The organism is Microbacterium nymphoidis, from assembly GCF_021044885.1.
Taxonomy (GTDB): Bacteria; Actinomycetota; Actinomycetes; order Actinomycetales; family Microbacteriaceae; genus Microbacterium; species Microbacterium nymphoidis.
In genome coordinates this window covers 89,554-106,679 of sequence record NZ_JAJNOD010000001.1, presented here as the reverse complement: position 1 = coordinate 106,679, position 17,126 = coordinate 89,554, and the positions used below count along the sequence as shown (strand labels likewise).

20 protein-coding genes and 1 tRNA gene are annotated in these 17,126 nt (G+C 69.2%); 6 read left to right on the top strand and 15 right to left on the bottom strand.

Annotated features, from left to right (window positions below; genetic code table 11):
• Positions 1-61: 61 nt before the first annotated feature.
• From LQ566_RS00505 to LQ566_RS00460, 10 genes are all read right to left on the bottom strand, one after another.
• Entirely contained in the window at positions 62-475 is a 414-nt protein-coding gene (locus LQ566_RS00505) for a hypothetical protein (RefSeq protein ID WP_231089590.1), read from the bottom strand.
• A gap of 86 nt (positions 476-561) precedes the next feature.
• Positions 562-634: transfer RNA gene (locus tag LQ566_RS00500), tRNA-Leu, on the bottom strand.
• A gap of 47 nt (positions 635-681) precedes the next feature.
• On the bottom strand, positions 682-2,079 hold the full coding sequence (locus LQ566_RS00495) for an NAD(P)/FAD-dependent oxidoreductase (protein WP_231089589.1): 1,398 nt from the start codon (positions 2,077-2,079) through the stop codon (positions 682-684).
• Between the two features lie 22 nt (positions 2,080-2,101).
• Positions 2,102-3,442: a S8 family serine peptidase gene (locus LQ566_RS00490; RefSeq protein ID WP_231089588.1), complete on the bottom strand. Its 1,341-nt coding sequence runs from the start codon at positions 3,440-3,442 to the stop codon at positions 2,102-2,104.
• A complete protein-coding gene (locus tag LQ566_RS00485; RefSeq protein WP_231089587.1) occupies positions 3,439-3,954 on the bottom strand; it encodes a DUF501 domain-containing protein in 516 nt (171 codons plus the stop codon). The genes LQ566_RS00490 and LQ566_RS00485 overlap by 4 nt, the downstream gene beginning before the upstream one ends.
• 73 nt (positions 3,955-4,027) lie before the next feature.
• The gene (locus LQ566_RS00480) at positions 4,028-4,543 is read right to left on the bottom strand and encodes an FtsB family cell division protein (RefSeq protein WP_231089586.1); all 516 of its coding nucleotides are present in this window, start codon (positions 4,541-4,543) and stop codon (positions 4,028-4,030) included.
• 136 nt (positions 4,544-4,679) lie between these two features.
• Positions 4,680-5,960, bottom strand: coding sequence for a phosphopyruvate hydratase (gene eno / locus LQ566_RS00475; protein ID WP_231089585.1), 1,281 nt, complete (start codon positions 5,958-5,960; stop codon positions 4,680-4,682).
• Positions 5,961-6,021: 61 nt separating this feature from the next.
• Positions 6,022-7,071: a CPBP family intramembrane glutamic endopeptidase gene (locus LQ566_RS00470; RefSeq protein WP_231089584.1), complete on the bottom strand. Its 1,050-nt coding sequence runs from the start codon at positions 7,069-7,071 to the stop codon at positions 6,022-6,024.
• A gap of 4 nt (positions 7,072-7,075) precedes the next feature.
• Positions 7,076-8,149, bottom strand: a complete 1,074-nt coding sequence (locus tag LQ566_RS00465; protein ID WP_231089583.1) for an SdpI family protein — start codon at positions 8,147-8,149, stop codon at positions 7,076-7,078.
• On the bottom strand, positions 8,146-8,496 hold the full coding sequence (locus LQ566_RS00460) for a GntR family transcriptional regulator (protein WP_231089582.1): 351 nt from the start codon (positions 8,494-8,496) through the stop codon (positions 8,146-8,148). The genes LQ566_RS00465 and LQ566_RS00460 overlap by 4 nt, the downstream gene beginning before the upstream one ends.
• Positions 8,497-8,636: 140 nt before the next feature.
• Here LQ566_RS00460 and LQ566_RS00455 point away from each other — a divergent pair, with 140 nt between their 5' ends.
• Entirely contained in the window at positions 8,637-9,074 is a 438-nt protein-coding gene (locus LQ566_RS00455; RefSeq protein ID WP_231089581.1) for a DUF4442 domain-containing protein, read from the top strand.
• Positions 9,075-9,086: 12 nt separating this feature from the next.
• On the opposite strand, the gene hisS is transcribed toward LQ566_RS00455, so the two are convergent.
• Positions 9,087-10,331: a histidine--tRNA ligase gene (gene hisS, locus LQ566_RS00450; protein WP_231091339.1), complete on the bottom strand. Its 1,245-nt coding sequence runs from the start codon at positions 10,329-10,331 to the stop codon at positions 9,087-9,089.
• Between the two features lie 66 nt (positions 10,332-10,397).
• The gene (locus tag LQ566_RS00445; RefSeq protein WP_231089580.1) at positions 10,398-11,150 is read right to left on the bottom strand and encodes an SDR family NAD(P)-dependent oxidoreductase; all 753 of its coding nucleotides are present in this window, start codon (positions 11,148-11,150) and stop codon (positions 10,398-10,400) included.
• Between the two features lie 147 nt (positions 11,151-11,297).
• Between LQ566_RS00445 and LQ566_RS00440 the strand changes: the two genes are divergently transcribed.
• Complete coding sequence (locus LQ566_RS00440) at positions 11,298-11,801, top strand: glycine cleavage system transcriptional repressor (RefSeq protein WP_231089579.1); 504 nt, start codon at positions 11,298-11,300, stop codon at positions 11,799-11,801.
• Between the two features lie 3 nt (positions 11,802-11,804).
• On the opposite strand, the gene LQ566_RS00435 is transcribed toward LQ566_RS00440, so the two are convergent.
• The gene (locus LQ566_RS00435; protein ID WP_231089578.1) at positions 11,805-13,244 is read right to left on the bottom strand and encodes an outer membrane protein assembly factor BamB family protein; all 1,440 of its coding nucleotides are present in this window, start codon (positions 13,242-13,244) and stop codon (positions 11,805-11,807) included.
• 166 nt (positions 13,245-13,410) lie between these two features.
• Here LQ566_RS00435 and LQ566_RS00430 point away from each other — a divergent pair, with 166 nt between their 5' ends.
• The 4 genes from LQ566_RS00430 to LQ566_RS00415 all read left to right on the top strand — a co-directional run bounded on the left by LQ566_RS00430 (position 13,411) and on the right by LQ566_RS00415 (position 15,855).
• The gene (locus LQ566_RS00430) at positions 13,411-13,860 is read left to right on the top strand and encodes a thioredoxin family protein (protein WP_231089577.1); all 450 of its coding nucleotides are present in this window, start codon (positions 13,411-13,413) and stop codon (positions 13,858-13,860) included.
• 27 nt (positions 13,861-13,887) lie between these two features.
• Positions 13,888-14,457 (top strand): DUF4395 domain-containing protein, encoded by a 570-nt coding sequence (locus LQ566_RS00425; protein WP_231089576.1) that lies wholly within the window; start codon positions 13,888-13,890, stop codon positions 14,455-14,457.
• A 65-nt stretch (positions 14,458-14,522) separates the two neighbouring features.
• Positions 14,523-14,948 (top strand): OsmC family peroxiredoxin, encoded by a 426-nt coding sequence (locus tag LQ566_RS00420; protein ID WP_231089575.1) that lies wholly within the window; start codon positions 14,523-14,525, stop codon positions 14,946-14,948.
• The gene (locus LQ566_RS00415; protein ID WP_231089574.1) at positions 14,941-15,855 is read left to right on the top strand and encodes a TIGR01777 family oxidoreductase; all 915 of its coding nucleotides are present in this window, start codon (positions 14,941-14,943) and stop codon (positions 15,853-15,855) included. The genes LQ566_RS00420 and LQ566_RS00415 overlap by 8 nt, the downstream gene beginning before the upstream one ends.
• Positions 15,856-15,925: 70 nt before the next feature.
• Here LQ566_RS00415 and LQ566_RS00410 read toward each other — a convergent pair whose 3' ends face one another.
• Positions 15,926-16,324 (bottom strand): hypothetical protein, encoded by a 399-nt coding sequence (locus LQ566_RS00410; RefSeq protein WP_231089573.1) that lies wholly within the window; start codon positions 16,322-16,324, stop codon positions 15,926-15,928.
• A 62-nt stretch (positions 16,325-16,386) separates the two neighbouring features.
• Positions 16,387-17,115 carry an MBL fold metallo-hydrolase gene (locus LQ566_RS00405; RefSeq protein ID WP_231089572.1) on the bottom strand — a complete coding sequence of 243 codons (729 nt, stop codon included), beginning with the start codon at positions 17,113-17,115 and terminating at the stop codon, positions 16,387-16,389.
• Positions 17,116-17,126: the final 11 nt, after the last annotated feature.

The following is a 17,126-nucleotide window of genomic DNA, read 5'->3' as shown; positions in this document are numbered from 1 at the left end:
ACGCGAAAAGCCCCCGCCGATGAGGACGGGGGCTCTCACAGCGTGCCGAAGCACGCACCGATCACTTCAGGCCGGGGCAGAGCGACTGCAGCTTGCTGGCGGAGTCCGACAGCTCGGTGAGCAGCGACGGGTCCGGCGTGGATCCCGAGATGCCCTCGACGACGGTGCCGAAGGCCTGGGACATGCCGGAGACGGCGTCCTTGACCTCGGTGTTGCCCACCTTGCCGGCGATGTCGTCCAGCTTGGTGGTGACGGCGCTGAACGCCTTCTTGGCGGCGTCGGTGTCACCCGAGGTGAGCTCGCCCGACAGGCTCGCCATCTCGGTCTGGAACGACGTCATCTCCGTCTGGACGACCTTGCAGGCGTCCTCGACCGACTGGTTGGCGTTCGCGGCACCGCCGGAACAGCCCACGAGACCCGTCGCCGCGAGTGCGACGGTGGCAGCGAGCATGGACAGCGTGATGGAACGACGCATGTTTCCCCCTCAGATGAAGCCGCGCCTGCGTGCGCGACAGGCAAAAGCCTACCGAACTCATTGACAACGCACAGACCACGTTGCGGTGCCCCCACGGGGATTCGAACCCCGACTGAAGCGAGTTTAAGTCGCCTGCCTCTGCCGTTGGGCTATGGGGGCTATGCGAAACGGCGGCGGGATTCACCCGCCGCCGTTTCGTCATCGGCTCACTTGCCGGCGTCGACCTTCTCGGCCTTCGCCGGTGCGGCCTCAGCCGCCGGTGCCGGCGCCTCTGCCGGAGCCGGCTTCGGGCGCGAGGCGAACTCCTCGAAGAACGCGCGCGGCTCGCTCAGGTTGTAGAGCGGAGCGATATCGCGACCCAGCCAGAGGTTGTTCCACCAGCCCCACAGCACACGCCACTTGCGCTCCCACGTCGGCATGGCCAGGCCGTGGTAGCCGCGGTGGGCCACCCACGCGAGGAAGCCCTTGATCGCGATCTTGCCCGACTGGAACACACCGTCGTACAGGCCGAGACCGGCGACTGCGCCGAGGTTCTTGTGGATGTAGTCCACCGGGGCGTCGCCGCGGAGTACGGCGACGAGGTTCTTCGCGAGGCGCTTGGCCTGGCGAACGGCGTGCTGCGCGTTCGGAACGCAGAAGCCGCCGACGCCGCCACCGGTGAGGTCGGGAACCGCGGCGACGTCACCGGCGGTCCAGGCACCCTCGACGACGTTCTTGTCGGCGTCGATCACGCGCAGGTCGGCCTGCGCCGTGATGCGGCCGCGCTCGTCCGCGGGCAGCCCCGACGAACGCACGACCTGCGGGTTGGCCATCACACCGGCGGTCCAGATGATGAGGTCGGACGGGATGACCTCGCCCGTGGACAGCAGCACGTTGCCGTCGGTGGCGTCCTTGACCTGCGTGTCCAGGTGCACGAAGGCGCCACGCTTGGCAAGGTCCTTCAGCACCCACTCGCTGGTGGGCAGGGCGACCTCGGGCATGATGCGCCCCATCGCCTCGATGAGGTGGAAGTGGGTCTCGTCGAAGGACAGCTGCGGGTAGTCCTTCAGCAGGGCCGAACCGAACGAGCGCAGCTCGGCGAGCGTCTCGATTCCGGCGAAGCCGCCACCGACCACCACGACCGTGAGCAGGCGCTCACGCTCGGGACCGGCGGGGAGGGCCGCCGCACGGCCGAAGTTCTGGATGAGGCGGTCGCGCACGGCCACGGCCTCCTCGATCGACTTCATGCCGATCGCGTTGTCGGCGATGCCGCCGATGGGGAAGGTGCGGGAGACCGATCCGGCGGTGACGACGATCTGGTCGTACGTCATCTCGTACGGCTCGCCGTCTGCCGGCGTGATGGTCGCCGTCTTGTTCGCGTGGTCGACGTTGGTGACCTTGGCGTTGATGACGTTGGTCTTCTTCAGGTGACGACGGTGCGCGACCACGGCATGACGCGGCTCGATCGACCCGGCGGCCACCTCGGGGAGGAACGGCAGGTACGTCATGTAGGGAAGCGGGTCGACCAGCGTGACCTCGGCTTCGCCCTTGCGAAGGTGCTTTTCCAGCTTCCACGCGGTGTAGAAGCCCGCGTATCCACCGCCGACAATCAGGATTTTGGGCACGAGAAGAAAACTCCTTGGATGATCACTGTCTCGGCGTGCGTTGAGAACGCGCCGATCGGATGCGTCGGGCAGCTGCGTTGACGCCGAGCACTATCAGAATAGCAGGGACGGTCGCGGCGACGAGCGGCAGGGTACCGTACAGAATCGTGGATCTGGTGGGAAGAAACGGTGCACTCGCCTTGACCGGCACATCGGCCGCCGGCAACGGCTCGATCTCCACCGGCGCCGCAAGCGACGAGGACACCTCGGGATCGGCGTCCGCACCCCGCCGGTAAAGGCGCACCCACTCCTTGAGCGTCAGTCCCAGCGGACTGTGATCGATGGCCGGCACATCCGCGTTCACGGCGGCTTCGGCGTTGACCAGGCCATACCCGTACAGCGGGTCGGGATCCTGGCCGACGTCCGACGGATGCTGAGCGGTCGCCAGGATGCGATTGATCACGTTGTCGGCGTTGAGGTCGGGATGCGCCGAGCGCACGAGGGCGACGATGCCCGCGACGATCGGGGCGGCACCGCTGGTGCCCGCCCACTCCACCACCTTGCCGTCCGAGGAGACGCCCAGCAGTTTCTCGCTGGGGGCCGCGACAGCGATGGTGATGCCGCTCGTGGATGCTCGATCGCTCGCCCGCCCGGTCGGATCAACGCCCGCGACGGTCAGCACACCGGGAATCGTGGCGGGGGCTCCGACCGACTCCGTGCCGTTGCCGCGGTTACCGGCCGCGACCACCACCACCACGTCATGATCGAAGGCGTACTGGAACGCCTCATCCCAGGACTCATCCCAGGTGAGGGTGTTGGTAGTGAGCGAAAGGTTGATGACATCGGCGCCGTGGTCCACGGCCCACCGCACCGCTGAGGCGATCTGCTCCACGGCAGAGACGGTCGCCGTCGCGCCGAAGCCGACCGAGATCGAGAGCAGATCGGCTTCCGGTGCGACGCCGATCATCCCGGTCTCCGCTCCGGTTCCCCGTCCGGCTGCCAGAGACGCCACCCAGGTGCCGTGGTTGTTGTCGACGACGCCCACCGGGGTGCGGCCGTCGTCGCTGCCCATTCCCGATTCATCGGTGCCGTCGATCACCGCGCCATCGAGCTCGGGGACGCGGGCGATGCCGGTGTCGATGACCGCGATCGTGACTCCGGCGCCCCGGGTGGTCTTCCAGGCCTCCTCGATGCCGTAGTCGCGCAGCCAGTACTCCGCGGCGCGCACCGGATCGACGGTGGGCGTTGGCGACGGAGTCGGTGAGGGGGTGGCGGTGGTAACCGCCGGTGCCAGAGCGACCGCGTCCACGGCAGACGCGGGCAGGACGGTAAGACCGGCCGCGACGAGAGCCGCGAGCGCGAATCCGACCGCCGGGCGGGTCATGCCGAACCGGGCTCGACGCACTGGCAGCGATCCGGTGAGTAGGTGCTGCGCTCCAGGGCGAGGTCTCCGATGGGGTTCACACCCGGCCCGGCCGCCAGCGCATGGCCCGCGAGCGCGTGCAGGCACTTGATGCGCGTCGGCATCCCGCCGGAGGAGATGCCCGCGATCTCCTCGACCTCACCGAACTGGGCGCGGTCGGCGAGGAACGCCTCGTGAGCGCTGCGGTACTTCGCCTGCAGCTCCTCGTCCTCGGCCAGCAGCTGAGTGAACTCGGCCATGACACCCTCGGCCTCCAGCTGAGACATGGCGATGGTCGCTGCGGGGTGGGTGAGGTAGTAGAACGTCGGGAAGGGCGAGCCGTCTTCGAGACGGGGGGCGGTGGCCACCACGGTGGGATTGCCGCACACGCACCGCGCGGCGACGCCGACGACGTTGCGCACCGGACGTCCGAGCTGGGAGCTCATCACGTCGAGGTCGGTGGGACGAAGGGGTTCGAAGGGGGGCGTGGTCACCTGTCCAGCCTAACGGGCCACGGCATCTCCAGGCCGGGCCACTCAGCGAGCGGGCCCCTCAGCGGGCGGGGCCTCAGCCGGTGGGCGTGGTGCCGTCGGTCGATGTACCGGGAGTTTCTGCAGGCTGGTCCGCGACGCTCTGCGTGAGCCCCGCCTCGGTGACCGACCTCAGCATGGCCCCCATCCAGTCGTTCGGCGCCTGCTCGACGGTCTCGCTCACCGGCTTCTGCTCACCGGGAAGCGCGGCGGGATCGAGGTCGTCCACGACGAGGTAGACGATCTCGCCGGGACGGTAGTAGAACAGTCGCTCGCGCGCCTGGGTGATGACGTAGTTCGGATCGTTCCACCGGTCACGCTCGGCCTCCAGCGCGTCGACCTTGTCTTGCGCGACCTGCACCGAGTGCTCGAGTGCGTCGATGCGCTGCAGCTGGCCGATGTAGGTGCCGACCGTGGGCACCAGCATGAACACCGCGAAGATCACGAGGCCGAACATGATCATCATGAAGACCGACAGCCGGACCCCGCCGAGCCAGTCCCGGACGTCCACGCGTTGCGCGACACCGGAGCCCCGGGGCGATCGGGGCGACACGTTCGCCCCCTTCTTCGGTGGTTCGGAGCGCGGTGTCGGCGTCGTTCGGGCGGCGCGGGAACGCGGAGAGGGGAGATCCGGTCGTTTGGCCATGATCTCCCCTCTCGTGCTTATGCGTGCGTCAGCGTGTCAGGACTCAGCCCTGGTAACGCGGGAAGGCGGAACGTCCAGCGAAGACGGCGGCCTCGCCCAGCTCCTCCTCGATGCGCAGAAGCTGATTGTACTTCGCGACGCGGTCCGAACGAGCCGGCGCGCCCGACTTGATCTGACCGCTGTTGGTAGCCACGGCCAGGTCGGCGATGGTGGTGTCCTCGGTCTCACCCGAACGGTGCGAGAGCATCGCGGTGTATCCGGAGCGCTGTGCCAGCGAGACGGCGTCGAGCGTCTCCGTGAGCGTGCCGATCTGGTTGACCTTGACCAGGAGCGAGTTGCCCACGCCCTTGGCGATGCCGTCTGCGAGACGCGTCGGGTTGGTGACGAACAGGTCGTCGCCGACCAGCTGCACCTTGTTGCCCAGGGCATCCGTGAGTGCCTTCCAGCCGTCCCAGTCGTCCTCGGCGAGGCCGTCCTCGATCGAGACCAGCGGGAAGTTCGCGACCAGGTCGGCGTAGTAGGCGATGAGCTCGTCGCTGGAGAGCTGCTTGCCCTCGAAGGCGTACTTGCCGTCGGCGAAGAACTCCGTCGATGCGACGTCCAGTCCCACCGCGATGTCGACGCCCGGTTTGAACCCGGCCTTCTCGATGGCGGCCATCAGGAACTCGAGGGCGCCCTTGTTGCTGGGAAGGTCGGGGGCGAAGCCGCCCTCGTCTCCGAGGCCGGTGGCGTAGCCACCCGACTTCAGCTCGCTCTTGAGCACGTGGTAGGTCTCAGCACCCCAGCGAAGCGCCTCGGCGAAGGAGTCGGCGCCGTGGGGAACCAGGAAGAACTCCTGCATGTCCACACCGGTGTCCGCGTGAGCACCGCCGTTGATGACGTTCAGCAGCGGAACGGGCAGCACGTGCGCGTTCGGTCCGCCGAGGTAGCGGAACAGCGGCAGATCAGCCGAATCCGCGGCGGCCTTCGCGACCGCGAGGCTCACACCGAGGATGGCGTTCGCGCCGGTGCGCTGCTTGTTGTCGGTGCCGTCCGTGCGGATGAGCACCTCGTCGATGACGCGCTGCTCGCTGGCGTCGATGCCCTCGATGGCCGGGCCGAGCTCGTCCAGCACGGCGTCGACGGCCTTCAGCACGCCCTTGCCGCCGTAGCGCGACTTGTCGCCGTCACGCAGCTCGTACGCTTCGAAAGCACCGGTGGATGCGCCGGAGGGGACGGCAGCGCGCTGGACGATGCCGTCGTCGAGGAGCACCTCCACCTCGACGGTCGGGTTGCCGCGCGAATCCAGGATCTCGCGGGCGCCTACAGCCTCGATCAATGCCACGTTGGATGCTCCTTGCTCGTGGAAAAAGGTTGGGGTGGAGCGACGTCGGTCCGCCGTCAGTCTATCCAGCGCGACCGACCGTGTCCGATCCGTTGCCTCCGGTGTCTGCAACATCAGCTCGGTACGTGTGATCCGCCGGCGGCGCCGGGAGAGGAGCGGCGGCCGCCGGGGGCACCGGCGCGGGCTGACGGCGGAACTGCCCGGCGACCAGCAGGATCACGATCACGACGGCGAGGACGATCCACGCCGCAACTCCGAGCGGACCGGCGAGGGCGAGATCGAGGTGTTGTGCATCGAACAGGGCAAGGAACACCGCGGCGGAGGCGTTGAGCGAGCCGTGGGCGAGCACCGCGGGCCACACCGAGGCGCTGCGCAGGCGCATCCAGCCGAGGAGGATCCCCCAGGCCACACATCCTGCCACCATCAGCAGGACCCCCGAGAGGTCGGGGCGCGCGAAGTTGTAGCCGAGCAGGATGATCGGCGAATGCCACAGCCCCCAGATCACCCCGGTGATGAGCAGGGTGGCCCACGTGCCGAGCGGGCGCAGTGCCGGCGTCAGCCAGCCGCGCCAGCCCAGCTCCTCCCCGACTGCCAGCAACGACGAGAGAATCGCGTTGAACGGAGTCGCGACGATCTGGACGATGATCACGGTCATGATGAGTTCACGATCGACATCACCCGGCAGCGTGGCCGCGAGCTGCTGGGCGACGACCGATCGCTCGGGATCCAGAATCCCCCAGCCGCACAGAGCCGCGAGACCGGCGATCAGCAGCGACAGTACCCAGGGGCCGAACAGGCCGATCGCGAGGAACAAGATCGTCCGGCCCGCCGGGCGCAGCGGCCACATGCCGAGGAAGCGCAGACGGTGCTGCGCAGGTGTGCGCAGCACCAGTACGACGACGAGCATCGCGACAGTCGGCGTGAACATCATCACGGGCAGGAGCAGCCCGGACAGAGGATTGGCCAATCCCCCATCGAGCCACAGCGGCAGCGCCACCGCCCACGCGAGTCCGCATGCGACGAGGACGAAGACGAGCACCGCACGCCAGGGCACACGGCGGGGAAGGATCTCGGGCTGGCCCGGCGCGGGCGCATGGGTCGTGTCGGTCATGCTCTCATTCCTCTTCCCGGTGGTCGTTGTCATCTCGCGCCCGATCGGCGAGCGCGGCGAGAACCCCTGCTCCCCGCTCGGCGTCGGGCACCGTCACGACGAACTCGCGCCCGTCACGGCGGGTGACGGCGATGGCCCCACCCCGGCGCACCACCACTCCGAACCGGCCGCCGGGGACGTAACGCAGACCCCACCCGCCGAAATCCGAGAGCGGGTTGACCTGCGCCACATCGACGGCGGCGATCTGCGTCAGCGGAATGTGCACCCGAGGCCACCCGGCGAGCGCGCGCACCGTGAGGCCGGTGCCGTCCACGCGGACGCGGAAGTCGGTGGCCACGGCCACGAAGTAGGTGGCGAGCACCATGACGCCGAGCACCGCCCAGGCCACGGCGGAACCGGCGGCGGCAATGAGCACCGCCAGTGCGAGCGTCACCCCGAGCAGCACGAACAACGCCACCGCGGTGCCGCGTGAGACCCGCGCCCGCTGCGTCCAGAGCGTCCGGCTGTTCTCCGGAAGGGGCGTAGCGACCGCGGGCGCGTCGGCTTCGGAGCGGATGACCAGCGCCGGCTGGAGGAACCACCCCACCACCCCGGCGAGCAGCCCCGCCCCGAAGGCAGCGGGGACATCCCACGGCGTGAGGACGGCCTCGCGCCAGTCCGAGACGTCCAGCTGGACCGCGGTGGAGCGCAACGCCACGACCGCGAGGAGTACGGAGAGCCCCAGGGCCATGGCCGCCGATCCGCGGGAGTTGTAGTTCCAGGCACCCGCGCGCGCCGAGTTCGCCACGAACATCCACAGCAGCAGGGCGAATCCGATCGGGAACACCAGCGCGAAGACCGGCAAGGGCCACCCGGGGCCCGAGCCGTCGGGAACCCCGGAGAAACCCCAGTGCGTGGCCGCGGGTACCGGAAGCCGGCCGAGCCACTGCAGCATGAGGATCCCGCTGACCAACGCGATCGCAGTGGGCAGCACCACCCCGACCATGACATAGCGGCGCATCGCCGCCTCGACGGCGAGCGCGACATCGCCGCTGCCCGCTGCCGGCGTTCCGTCTTCTCCGGGCTGTCGGTCGGTCATCGAAAGGCCTCCTTCACGAGCGAGCCGAGGGTATCGGCGGAGATGCCGAGGGCACGAGCGCGCTCGACCAGGTCGTCGATCTCGCGGCTCAGCGATTGCCAGTGCGCCGCGGCGTCGGTCACCACGGCACCGCGCCCACGCCGCATGTCAATCAGTCCCTCTTCGCGGAGGTCCTGGTAGGCGCGCAACACCGTGTGCAGGTTCATGCCCAACGACGCCGCGAGTTCCCGCGCGGTCGGCAGGCGTTCTCCCGGACGAAGCTGCCCGGTGGCGGCTTCTCGTCGGATGCCCGCGGCGAGCTGCTCGAACAGCGGCTCTTCACTCCCGGGGTCGATGGTCACCAACATGCTCTTATTATAGTTCTAGTAGAACTACCGTGTCCGGTGTCACGTTCGGATTGTCGGCTTTCTACAACCGATTCGCCCGAGGGCGGAGCCTCCTCGACACTCACAGGGTGCGCATCACTCCCCGTCGCCTCGCTTGGGGCATGAGTCTCTGGCTTCCGAACCTCTGCAGCGGCATCCGTGTCCGTAGCTTCAGCGCGGACTGGACGGTCGCCGTCGTGGAACTCCACGTCAATCTGCTCACCCGCAACTACGTGAAGACCGCGTTCGGCGGGTCCATGTCGGCGATGACCGATCCCTACTTCTTCATGCTGGTCATGCATCAGCTGGGCCGGGACTACGTCGTGTGGGACACCCGTGGCGAGATCGAGTTCGTCAAGCCCGGCCGCGGGGTCCTCACGGCACGATTCGAGGTACCCAGCGAGCGCGCTGACGACATCAGGCGCCGGGCTGCGGGAGGGGCGAAGGTGCTCGAATGGTTCGACACCGTGATCACGGACCGCTCGGGAGACGTGGTGGCCCGCGTCCGGCGCGAGGTGTACATCCGGGAGAAACGACGCGTCACCGACGCTCGAGGCTGAGACAGCCGGCGCTCAGCCGAGCGGCTTGAGCTCCAGGTCCTCGCGGCGTGCGCCCGCGGACACGGTGGCGAAGGACGTATATCCATCGGCGGCAGCGCGCTCCAGCAGGGACTTCAGGTTCTTCGTGCGCTGTTCCAGCCGCACCCGTACCCCCTCGCTCACCAGAGCGGTCTTCAGTGCGACGAGAGTGGCAACCGCGACGTCCTTGTCGTGCACCAGCACGACGGCCGGTGCGGCGTCCGAATCGTCCTGCTCCAGGAGGTCCACGATGCGCTCGAAGCCGATCGAGAAGCCCACGGCAGGAACGTCCTGGCCCAGGAAGCGACCGATCATTCCGTCATATCGGCCGCCGCCGCCGAGCGAGTAGCCCACGCTCGGGTGTGCGAGCTCGAAGATCGTGCCCGTGTAGTAGCCCATGCCGCGCACGAGGAACGGATCGAACTCGAACGGTGCGCTGTCGCGTCCGGCACCGACCGCCTCCGCGATGGCGAGCAGGTTCTCCACGCCCTCGGCGCCGACGCCTTCCGGAAGCACGGCACGGATCGCGTCGCCCGCGAAGGTGGCCGCCGGGGCAAGAGCCGAGAGGTAGGCTTCGAAGCCGTCCACCGCGGCCGGGGTCACACCGCGGTCACGCAGCTCGGCGGCGACGCCGGCCGGGCCGATCTTGTCGAGCTTGTCGATAGTGATGAGCACACCCGGCCGCTCCTCAACGGCGAACCCGAAGTGATCCAGCAGACTGTCCAGGATCCGGCGGTCGTTGATCCGCACGGTCACCCCGGGAAGACCCAGGGCGTCGATCGCATCCAGAGTCGCCGTGATGAGCTCGGCTTCGGCGCGGAAGCTCGCGTCGCCGATCACGTCGATGTCGCTCTGCACGAACTGGCGGTAGCGGCCCTTCTGCGGACGCTCGGCCCGCCACACCGGTGCCATCTGCAGTGAACGGAACACCGTGGGCAGCTGCGCGCGGTGCGTCGCATAGAAACGTGCGAGCGGGACGGTGAGGTCGTAGCGCAGACCAAGGTCGCTCAGAGCGCCCTGGTCTTCCGCGGCGTCGCGAACGGCGTCGGCGTCCAGACCGCGCTTGAGGATGTTGAAGGCGAGCTTCTCGTTGTCCCCGCCAATCCCGGCGTGCAATCGCGCGTGATCCTCCATCACGGGAGTCTCGATCTCGTCGAAGCCGTGCGCGCGGTAGCGGTCGCGGATCACGGCGAGCACGCGCTCGCGACGAGTCTTCTCAGAGGGGAGGAAATCGCGCATTCCGCGCGGAGGGTTCACAGCTGCCACTCCCCTATCCTTCCAGATCGCGGAGCGCGGCCGTGTCGCTCAGCGCCCCCGCGAGCCGATGCGGGCGAGGACCGAATCCGGGACCACCTTCGTCAGCGCCGTGAGTGCCCGATAGCGCCATGACGGCACCGAGACGGATCGTCCTCGCGCCAGATCTCGAAGGGATTCCCGCACCACCCGCTGCGGGGTGAGCCACATCCACCCCGCGACACCCTCCTGCCCGGGCGGCAGGCCCAGTCGCTCATGGAAGTTCGTGTGCGTGTAGCCGGGGCACACCGCTGTGACGGTGACCCCCGGGTAGTAGCCGTTCGCCCAGCGGCTGAAGCTGAGCAGCCAGGCCTTCGCTGCCCCGTACGTGGAGCGTGGAATGAAGGCCGCCACCGATGCCACGTTGAGGATGCGCCCGCCGCGCTCGCGCATCACGGGCAGGGCCGCATGCATCAGTCGCATGGAGACCTCGACGTGCAGACGCAGGTGGTCCACCTCCCGCTCGATCTCGACGTCCGCGAACGACAGTGGCAGGCCGAAGCCCGCATTGTTGATCAGGATGTCGACGGGACGGGATCGGTCGCGCAGCCTATCCTCCACCCGAGCGCGCTGGCGGGGCTTCAGGAGGTCCGCCACGATGGTCTCCACCTCGCTTCCGCGAGCGCGCAGCTCGTCTGCCAGCTCGCCGAGGGCATCCTTGTCGCGCGCGACGAGCACCAGATCACCCCCGGCGGCGGAGAGCTGTCGCGCATACTCGGCACCGAGTCCGGAACTGGCTCCGGTAATCACTGCGGTCTTGCTCATGGGTCTCTCCTCCGTGCGCGAGTGCGTGTCGGCGACCATCGCCGCGACGACGCTCACCACGTCGATCATGCACCCGTCGCGGTCCCGATAGGATCCTCACGCGCTCGCCCCCTCGCGCCCGGCGGTTCTGGCCGTATGATCACCGACATGACGACTCTCGTGCTCACAGTCATCGGCGACGACCGCTCCGGTCTGGTCAGTTCCCTCTCGGAGGTGATCGCGGCCCACGACGGCAACTGGACCACGTCGCGCATGAGCGAGCTGGCCGGGAAGTTCGCGGGGATCGTACTCGTGGAGGTGGATGCCGCGCGAGTCGACGACCTCACCCGGGCGCTGCAGCCGCTGTCCGGCCTGCTGGAGATCACGGTACAGCCCGGCCGTGAGGATGCAGCCGCCCGCGGCGAACGGTTGCAGGTCGATCTGGTCGGCGACGATCACCCCGGCATCGTGCACCAGGTGACCGACGCGATCCAGCGCGGCGGCGGGAGCATCGAGACACTCACCACGGGCGTCACCGAGGCGCCCATGGCCGGCGGTCTCCTCTTCACGGCGAACGCAGTGGTGCGCGTCGAGGGTGACGGGAGCGCCGTGCGCGGCGCCCTGGAGGACCTTGCGCAGGACCTCATGGTGGAGTTCAGCTTCGGGAGCTGATGCTCACCCCTCCGCCGGTGGCGCCACGGCGGGGTGGAACCAGTACGTGTCATCTGCGGCGCTCACGGTCCCCGCCGTGTTCACCACGACGGCACCGTACTCGTTCACGGCCAGCCATTCCCAGGCGAGTTCATCGGCAATCCGTTCACCGGATTCCGGGTCGAGAATGATGCCCTGATCGGCCGAGTCCACCCCGTACACAAGTCCCTGAGCGAGCACGACGCCGCGCACCGATCCGTACCCCGCACTGCGGCGCGTCCATTCGGTGCTCAACGTGGCCGGATCCAGGGAGCGGAAGCCGGACTGCGCGTCATACAGGCGCCCACCCTGCAGGAGCGGGCGCTCCACCGTGCTTGCGGCGCCGCCCAGATCCTGACCGGTGCGCGGGTCGATCATCCGGGTGACGGTACGAGTGGTGGCGTACGACACCGTGGTCAGGGCGGTCTCGGCCCCGACGGGGAAGGCCCAGGCATCGGTGGCGGCCTCGTCTTCGCCGGCACGGTTCCACAGGATCTTGCCGGTGGCGCGATCCAGGCCTCCGACCTGCGGGTACGGCTCGCCCGCAAGACCGGACAGCCGCATGATCACCACGTCGCCCGCCTCTCCGGCGAACTTCCCGTCCTGTGCCCATCGCGTTGCGCCGTCGGCGTCGACGGACCACGTCCACGACACGCCGCCGCCGCGCGGGCTCAGACCCACCAGCAACGATCCGTCGGAGAGCTGATCCAGGCTCACGCGCTGATCCAGCACCGAGGCCGCCGAGGCAGACGGGACAGCGGTGGCGAGGGTGCGTCTGTCGCCCGTCACGGCGTTGTAGCCGATGAGCACCACTCCGGGATCGTCGGCGGCCGCCGACGGTTCGGGATCTGCGGTGGGCTCGGTCAGATCCGGTGTGGCCTCGGCTCCGGGAACGACCACAGCGGGGGCGTGCGCCGGGTCTCCCTCGGTTTGCTCGGCCGCCGACACGGAGGCCACGGCCATCGCGACCCACACGGTGGTGCCGTCCGCGGTGACCACGGGCTTCGTCGGAGTCGCCGCCGACTCACCCCTCAGGTCGGACAGATCGTCCTGCCAGAGCGCTCGCCCGGATTCCACGTCGATCCGGGCGACGGCGGTGCCGGTGACGAAGAGACTGGTGCCCGCCAGCGCGACGGGTGCATCAGCGACGGTGCCCCGGGTGTTCGGCGTGAAATCGCTCGGCAACAGCAGGAGGGAACCCGACTCGGCGAACGCGATGGGCGGAGTGAACGCGGCGAGCGTGGGGACAGGCAGGCTGGTCGGCTGCGGCTGCGGCTGCGGAGACGGGGTGGGCGTGTCCGATGCCGTGCGCGTCGGCGTCGCCTCGGTGGCGGTGTCGGTCGCGGTGCACGCCGTCGCCGACAGCAGGAACGCCCCCGCGGCCGCGACGGCGAGCACTCGGAGAGATCGGTGCGGGTTCGCCATCATCCCATCGTGCCACCGCGGTGCGAAAACCGCCGGAACGTCTCAACAGGTGTGTGCCGATCCGGATCAGGCCGCAACGGCGCGGCCGCGGGGTGGAGCGGCGCGAATTGTGACAGCGGATTGCGACGACGCGCCCACGGCGTACGCACGCGCCTACCGTGTACTCATGTCCCCGCTCGTCGCGATCCTCATCCTGGCCGGACTGGTGGCCGTCGTCACGGTGGCCGGCCTGCTCGGCCGGGCGCGGTCCGCCGCGCCGCGGGCAGCGCGGGCCGCGGCCATCCCCCAAGACATCGTTCCCGCAGGGGCGCGCGGCGACGAGGCGACGTTCGTCCAGTTCAGCACCCGCTTCTGCGGGTCCTGCCCTGCGGTGGCGCGGGCACTCCGTTCGCTCGCCGATGACCGGCCCGGTGTGGTCCACGTCGAGGTCGACATCACCGAACGTGCGGAGGTGGCGGCGAGCCTGCACATCCTGCAGACACCGACCGTGCTGCTGCTCGATCGTCACGGTGTTCCGGTGTCCCGCTTCACCGGGGCTGCTCCTCGGTCGTCGTACCTCCGAGAGCTCACGCGGGTGCTGGAGCCCGGTGCCCCGGCGTCCCCCCTCCCGTCCTGATCCCGTCTCGCGAAGAAACGAGAATCCATGTCCGCCTCCACCTCCGTTCCGCGCCCCATCGACCCGCGGGGTCCCCGCTTCGCGGCCGGGATCACGGCGGTGCTCCTCGCCGTTTCCGTCGTCCTCGCGCTTCTGGGCGTCGCGACGCAGCGCGGCAGCGCGGGATGGTACGCACTCAGCCCGGCGACCGGTGGCACGTTCTCGCCCGAGGTCTGGACCATCCAGCAGGTTCCGGTTCTCACACGATTGCTGGATCCCGCATGCCTCCTCCTCATCGTCATCGCCGCGCTCTTCCTCTGGGGCGTGGTGTCCCCTGCCACCGCGCCATGGGGCCGGCTGTTCCGAGCGGTCGTGGCGCCTCGTCTGGCGCCACCGGTCGATCTCGAAGACCCGCGTCCCCCGCGGTTCGCACAGGGCGTCGGGCTGTTCGTGGTGACGGTCGGAATCGTGCTGCACCTCGCGGGCGTGCCGTGGGCGCTTCCGATCGCGGCGGCAGCGGCGTTCGCGGCCGCCTTCCTGAACGCCGTCTTCGGCGTGTGCCTCGGCTGCATGCTGTACCTGGCGCTGGCGCGACTGCGCCAGCCGCGGACCGCCTGACCCGTCGCATCGCGGCGGCTCGGACACTAGGCTGGCGTTCGAAACACCCACCGGGAGGAGACACCATGTCCGTCACGAGCGAAGCGACCACTGTCTGGAGCGGATCCCTCACGGAAGGGTCCGGAACCGTCACGTTCGACAGCTCGCGCATCGGCAGCTTCGATGTGAACTGGAAGGCTCGCAGCGAGGGATCCGACAGCACGACCACCCCGGAGGAGCTCATCGCGGCCGCCCACGCGTCTTGCTTCGCCATGGCCCTATCCCACGCGCTCTCCGGCAACGGCACGCCGCCCGAGAAGCTCAACGTGACCGCATCCGTCACCTTCCAGCCCGGCACCGGCATCACCGGCAGCCACCTGAACCTCAACGCATCCGTGCCCGGCCTCTCCGACGCTGATTTCCAGCGACTGGCCGCCGAGGCGAAGGCGGGCTGCCCGGTGTCCCAGGCGCTGTCGGGCATCGACATCACGCTGGAAGCCACGCTTGGCTGATCAGCCGCTGGGCCCGGGCGACCGGGTTGTCGTCGCGGGCGCGTCCGGTCTCATCGGGCGCGCCCTCGTCGCATCGCTGCGAGAATCCGGCGTCGCGGTGACGCAGTTGGTGCGTCGCGAGCCCGGCTCCGCGTCGGAGATCCGCTGGGACCCCGCAGGACCCTTGGACCCGGCAGTGCTCGACGGCGCCCGAGCGGTGGTGGGACTGAACGGCGCATCCATCGGCCGGCTGCCCTGGACCCGCCGGTACCGTTCGGAGCTGCTGTGGTCGCGCGTGAGCCCGACCCGCACGCTGGCGGACGCGTTGCGCAGACTCACGAATCCCCCGCTCTTCGTCTCCGCCTCGGCCTCCGGCTTCTACGGCAGCCGGCCGGGTCGGCGCATCGACGAAGGCCAGGAGCGGGGTGACGGCTTCCTCGCCGACGTGTGTGTGGAGTGGGAGGCAGCAGCGGACCTGGCGGGTGAGCGCGTCGCGCACGTCCGCTTCTCGCCCGTCATCCACGCCGACGGAGTACTGAAGCCGCTCGTGTTCCTGACGCGTCTGGGTGTCGCCGGCCCGCTCGGCTCCGGACGGCAGAGCTGGCCGTGGGCATCGCTGGATGACACGGTCGGAGCGCTCCGGCACGTCATCGAACATGATCTCACCGGGCCGGTGAACGTGGCAGGCCCGGAGCGGGCGTCCGAGAACGACGTCGGGTTCGCCATCGCGCGCGAGCTGAATCGCCCGTACCTGATCCCCGCTCCGGCGTTCGCCCTGCGACTCGCCCTGGGAGCGGCGGCGGACGACCTGCTCCTGGTGGACTGTGATGTCGCGCCCGCAGTGCTGGCGGACACCGGCTTCGAATGGCGCCACCGCACCGCGGAATCCGCGGTGCGAGACGCGCTGGCTTCCGGCGGGCGCTCGTAGGGCTCTCAGCGGATTGCGCACAGAGAGGGGCGATCACCGGATTCGCGAGCCCGGTTGCGGCGGACCCCGATCAGCAGGTGACGTCGGCCGGACGGACGTACACGCACTCGTGCTTCGCGGGGTCGTAATACTCGACTCCCTCGGGCAGCACCGGTCCGGGATCACCGAATACGGAACGGAAGTTGTTCGGGCAGCCTTCCGTACCCCAGCATTCGAACCCGTCCGGATAGATGAACCACGGCACGTTTTCCGCGGCCGAGTCGGGCAGCTCGGTGATGTACGTCGGATCTGGGGTCGGAGCCGGCATCGCCGTCGGGGCGGATACCGGACTCTCCGTCGCTCCGCCGCCGATCACCGATGAAGTCTCACCACCCGGCTCCGGAGCGGAGGCCACGGGTGCACACCCGACGAGCGCCACGGCGGCGAACACGGTGAGAAGCAGCGGCGACAACGCGGCGGGGATCGGCATGCCGACATGGTCGCAGATCCCCGCCCGGATCGCGACCGGCCGTACGGCGGACGAATCAGCTCTCACGAGGAGATGTCGTCACCGCGTCCCGCCCGGATCTCTGCCAGGAGCTGCGGCACCCCGGCCGACCACACCGGGCCATGACCGGGAAGCACGTAGCGGACGTCGAGAGCACGCAGGCGTTCGACGGAGGTCCGGGCGCCGGCTTCATCCTCCGAGAACGGCGCATCCTGCGCACCGACGCGGCCGGTGAGCACATGACGTGTGGTCAGAGCATCCCCGACGAACACAGCGCCGAGGCTCTGGCTCACCCAGCACAGGCTGCCCGGTGTGTGCCCGGGAACGGCGAGAGCGCGCGGACGGCCGGGCACGGCGAGCGTCTCCCCGTCTGCCACTGTCGTCACCGCGGTGATCGGCCGCGCGCGGCCGGCATGGGTGAGCCCGGCCCACACGAAGCGCAGCGTGGGCGCGAGCTTCATGCGTGGCGTCGCCGTCTTCGGTGCCCGCTCCCGCCCCGTGGCGCGTTCCGCGTCCGGGGCGGACGCGTAGACCGTGGCTCCGGTGGCGGCGCGGACGGCCTCGGCGAAGCCGACATGGTCGGGGTCCGCATGGGTGAGCAGAATGGCCCTGATGTCGTCCTCTGTCTTTCCGATGCCGGCGAGTTCACGGCGAAGCTCCCGACGGTAGCCGGGCAGCGCGGCATCGACGACGGTCACTCCGGAGTCGTCGACCATGAGGTATGCGGCGATGACGTCATCGCCGACGCGATGCAGTCCGGGTGCGATCTTCATGATCGCTACGT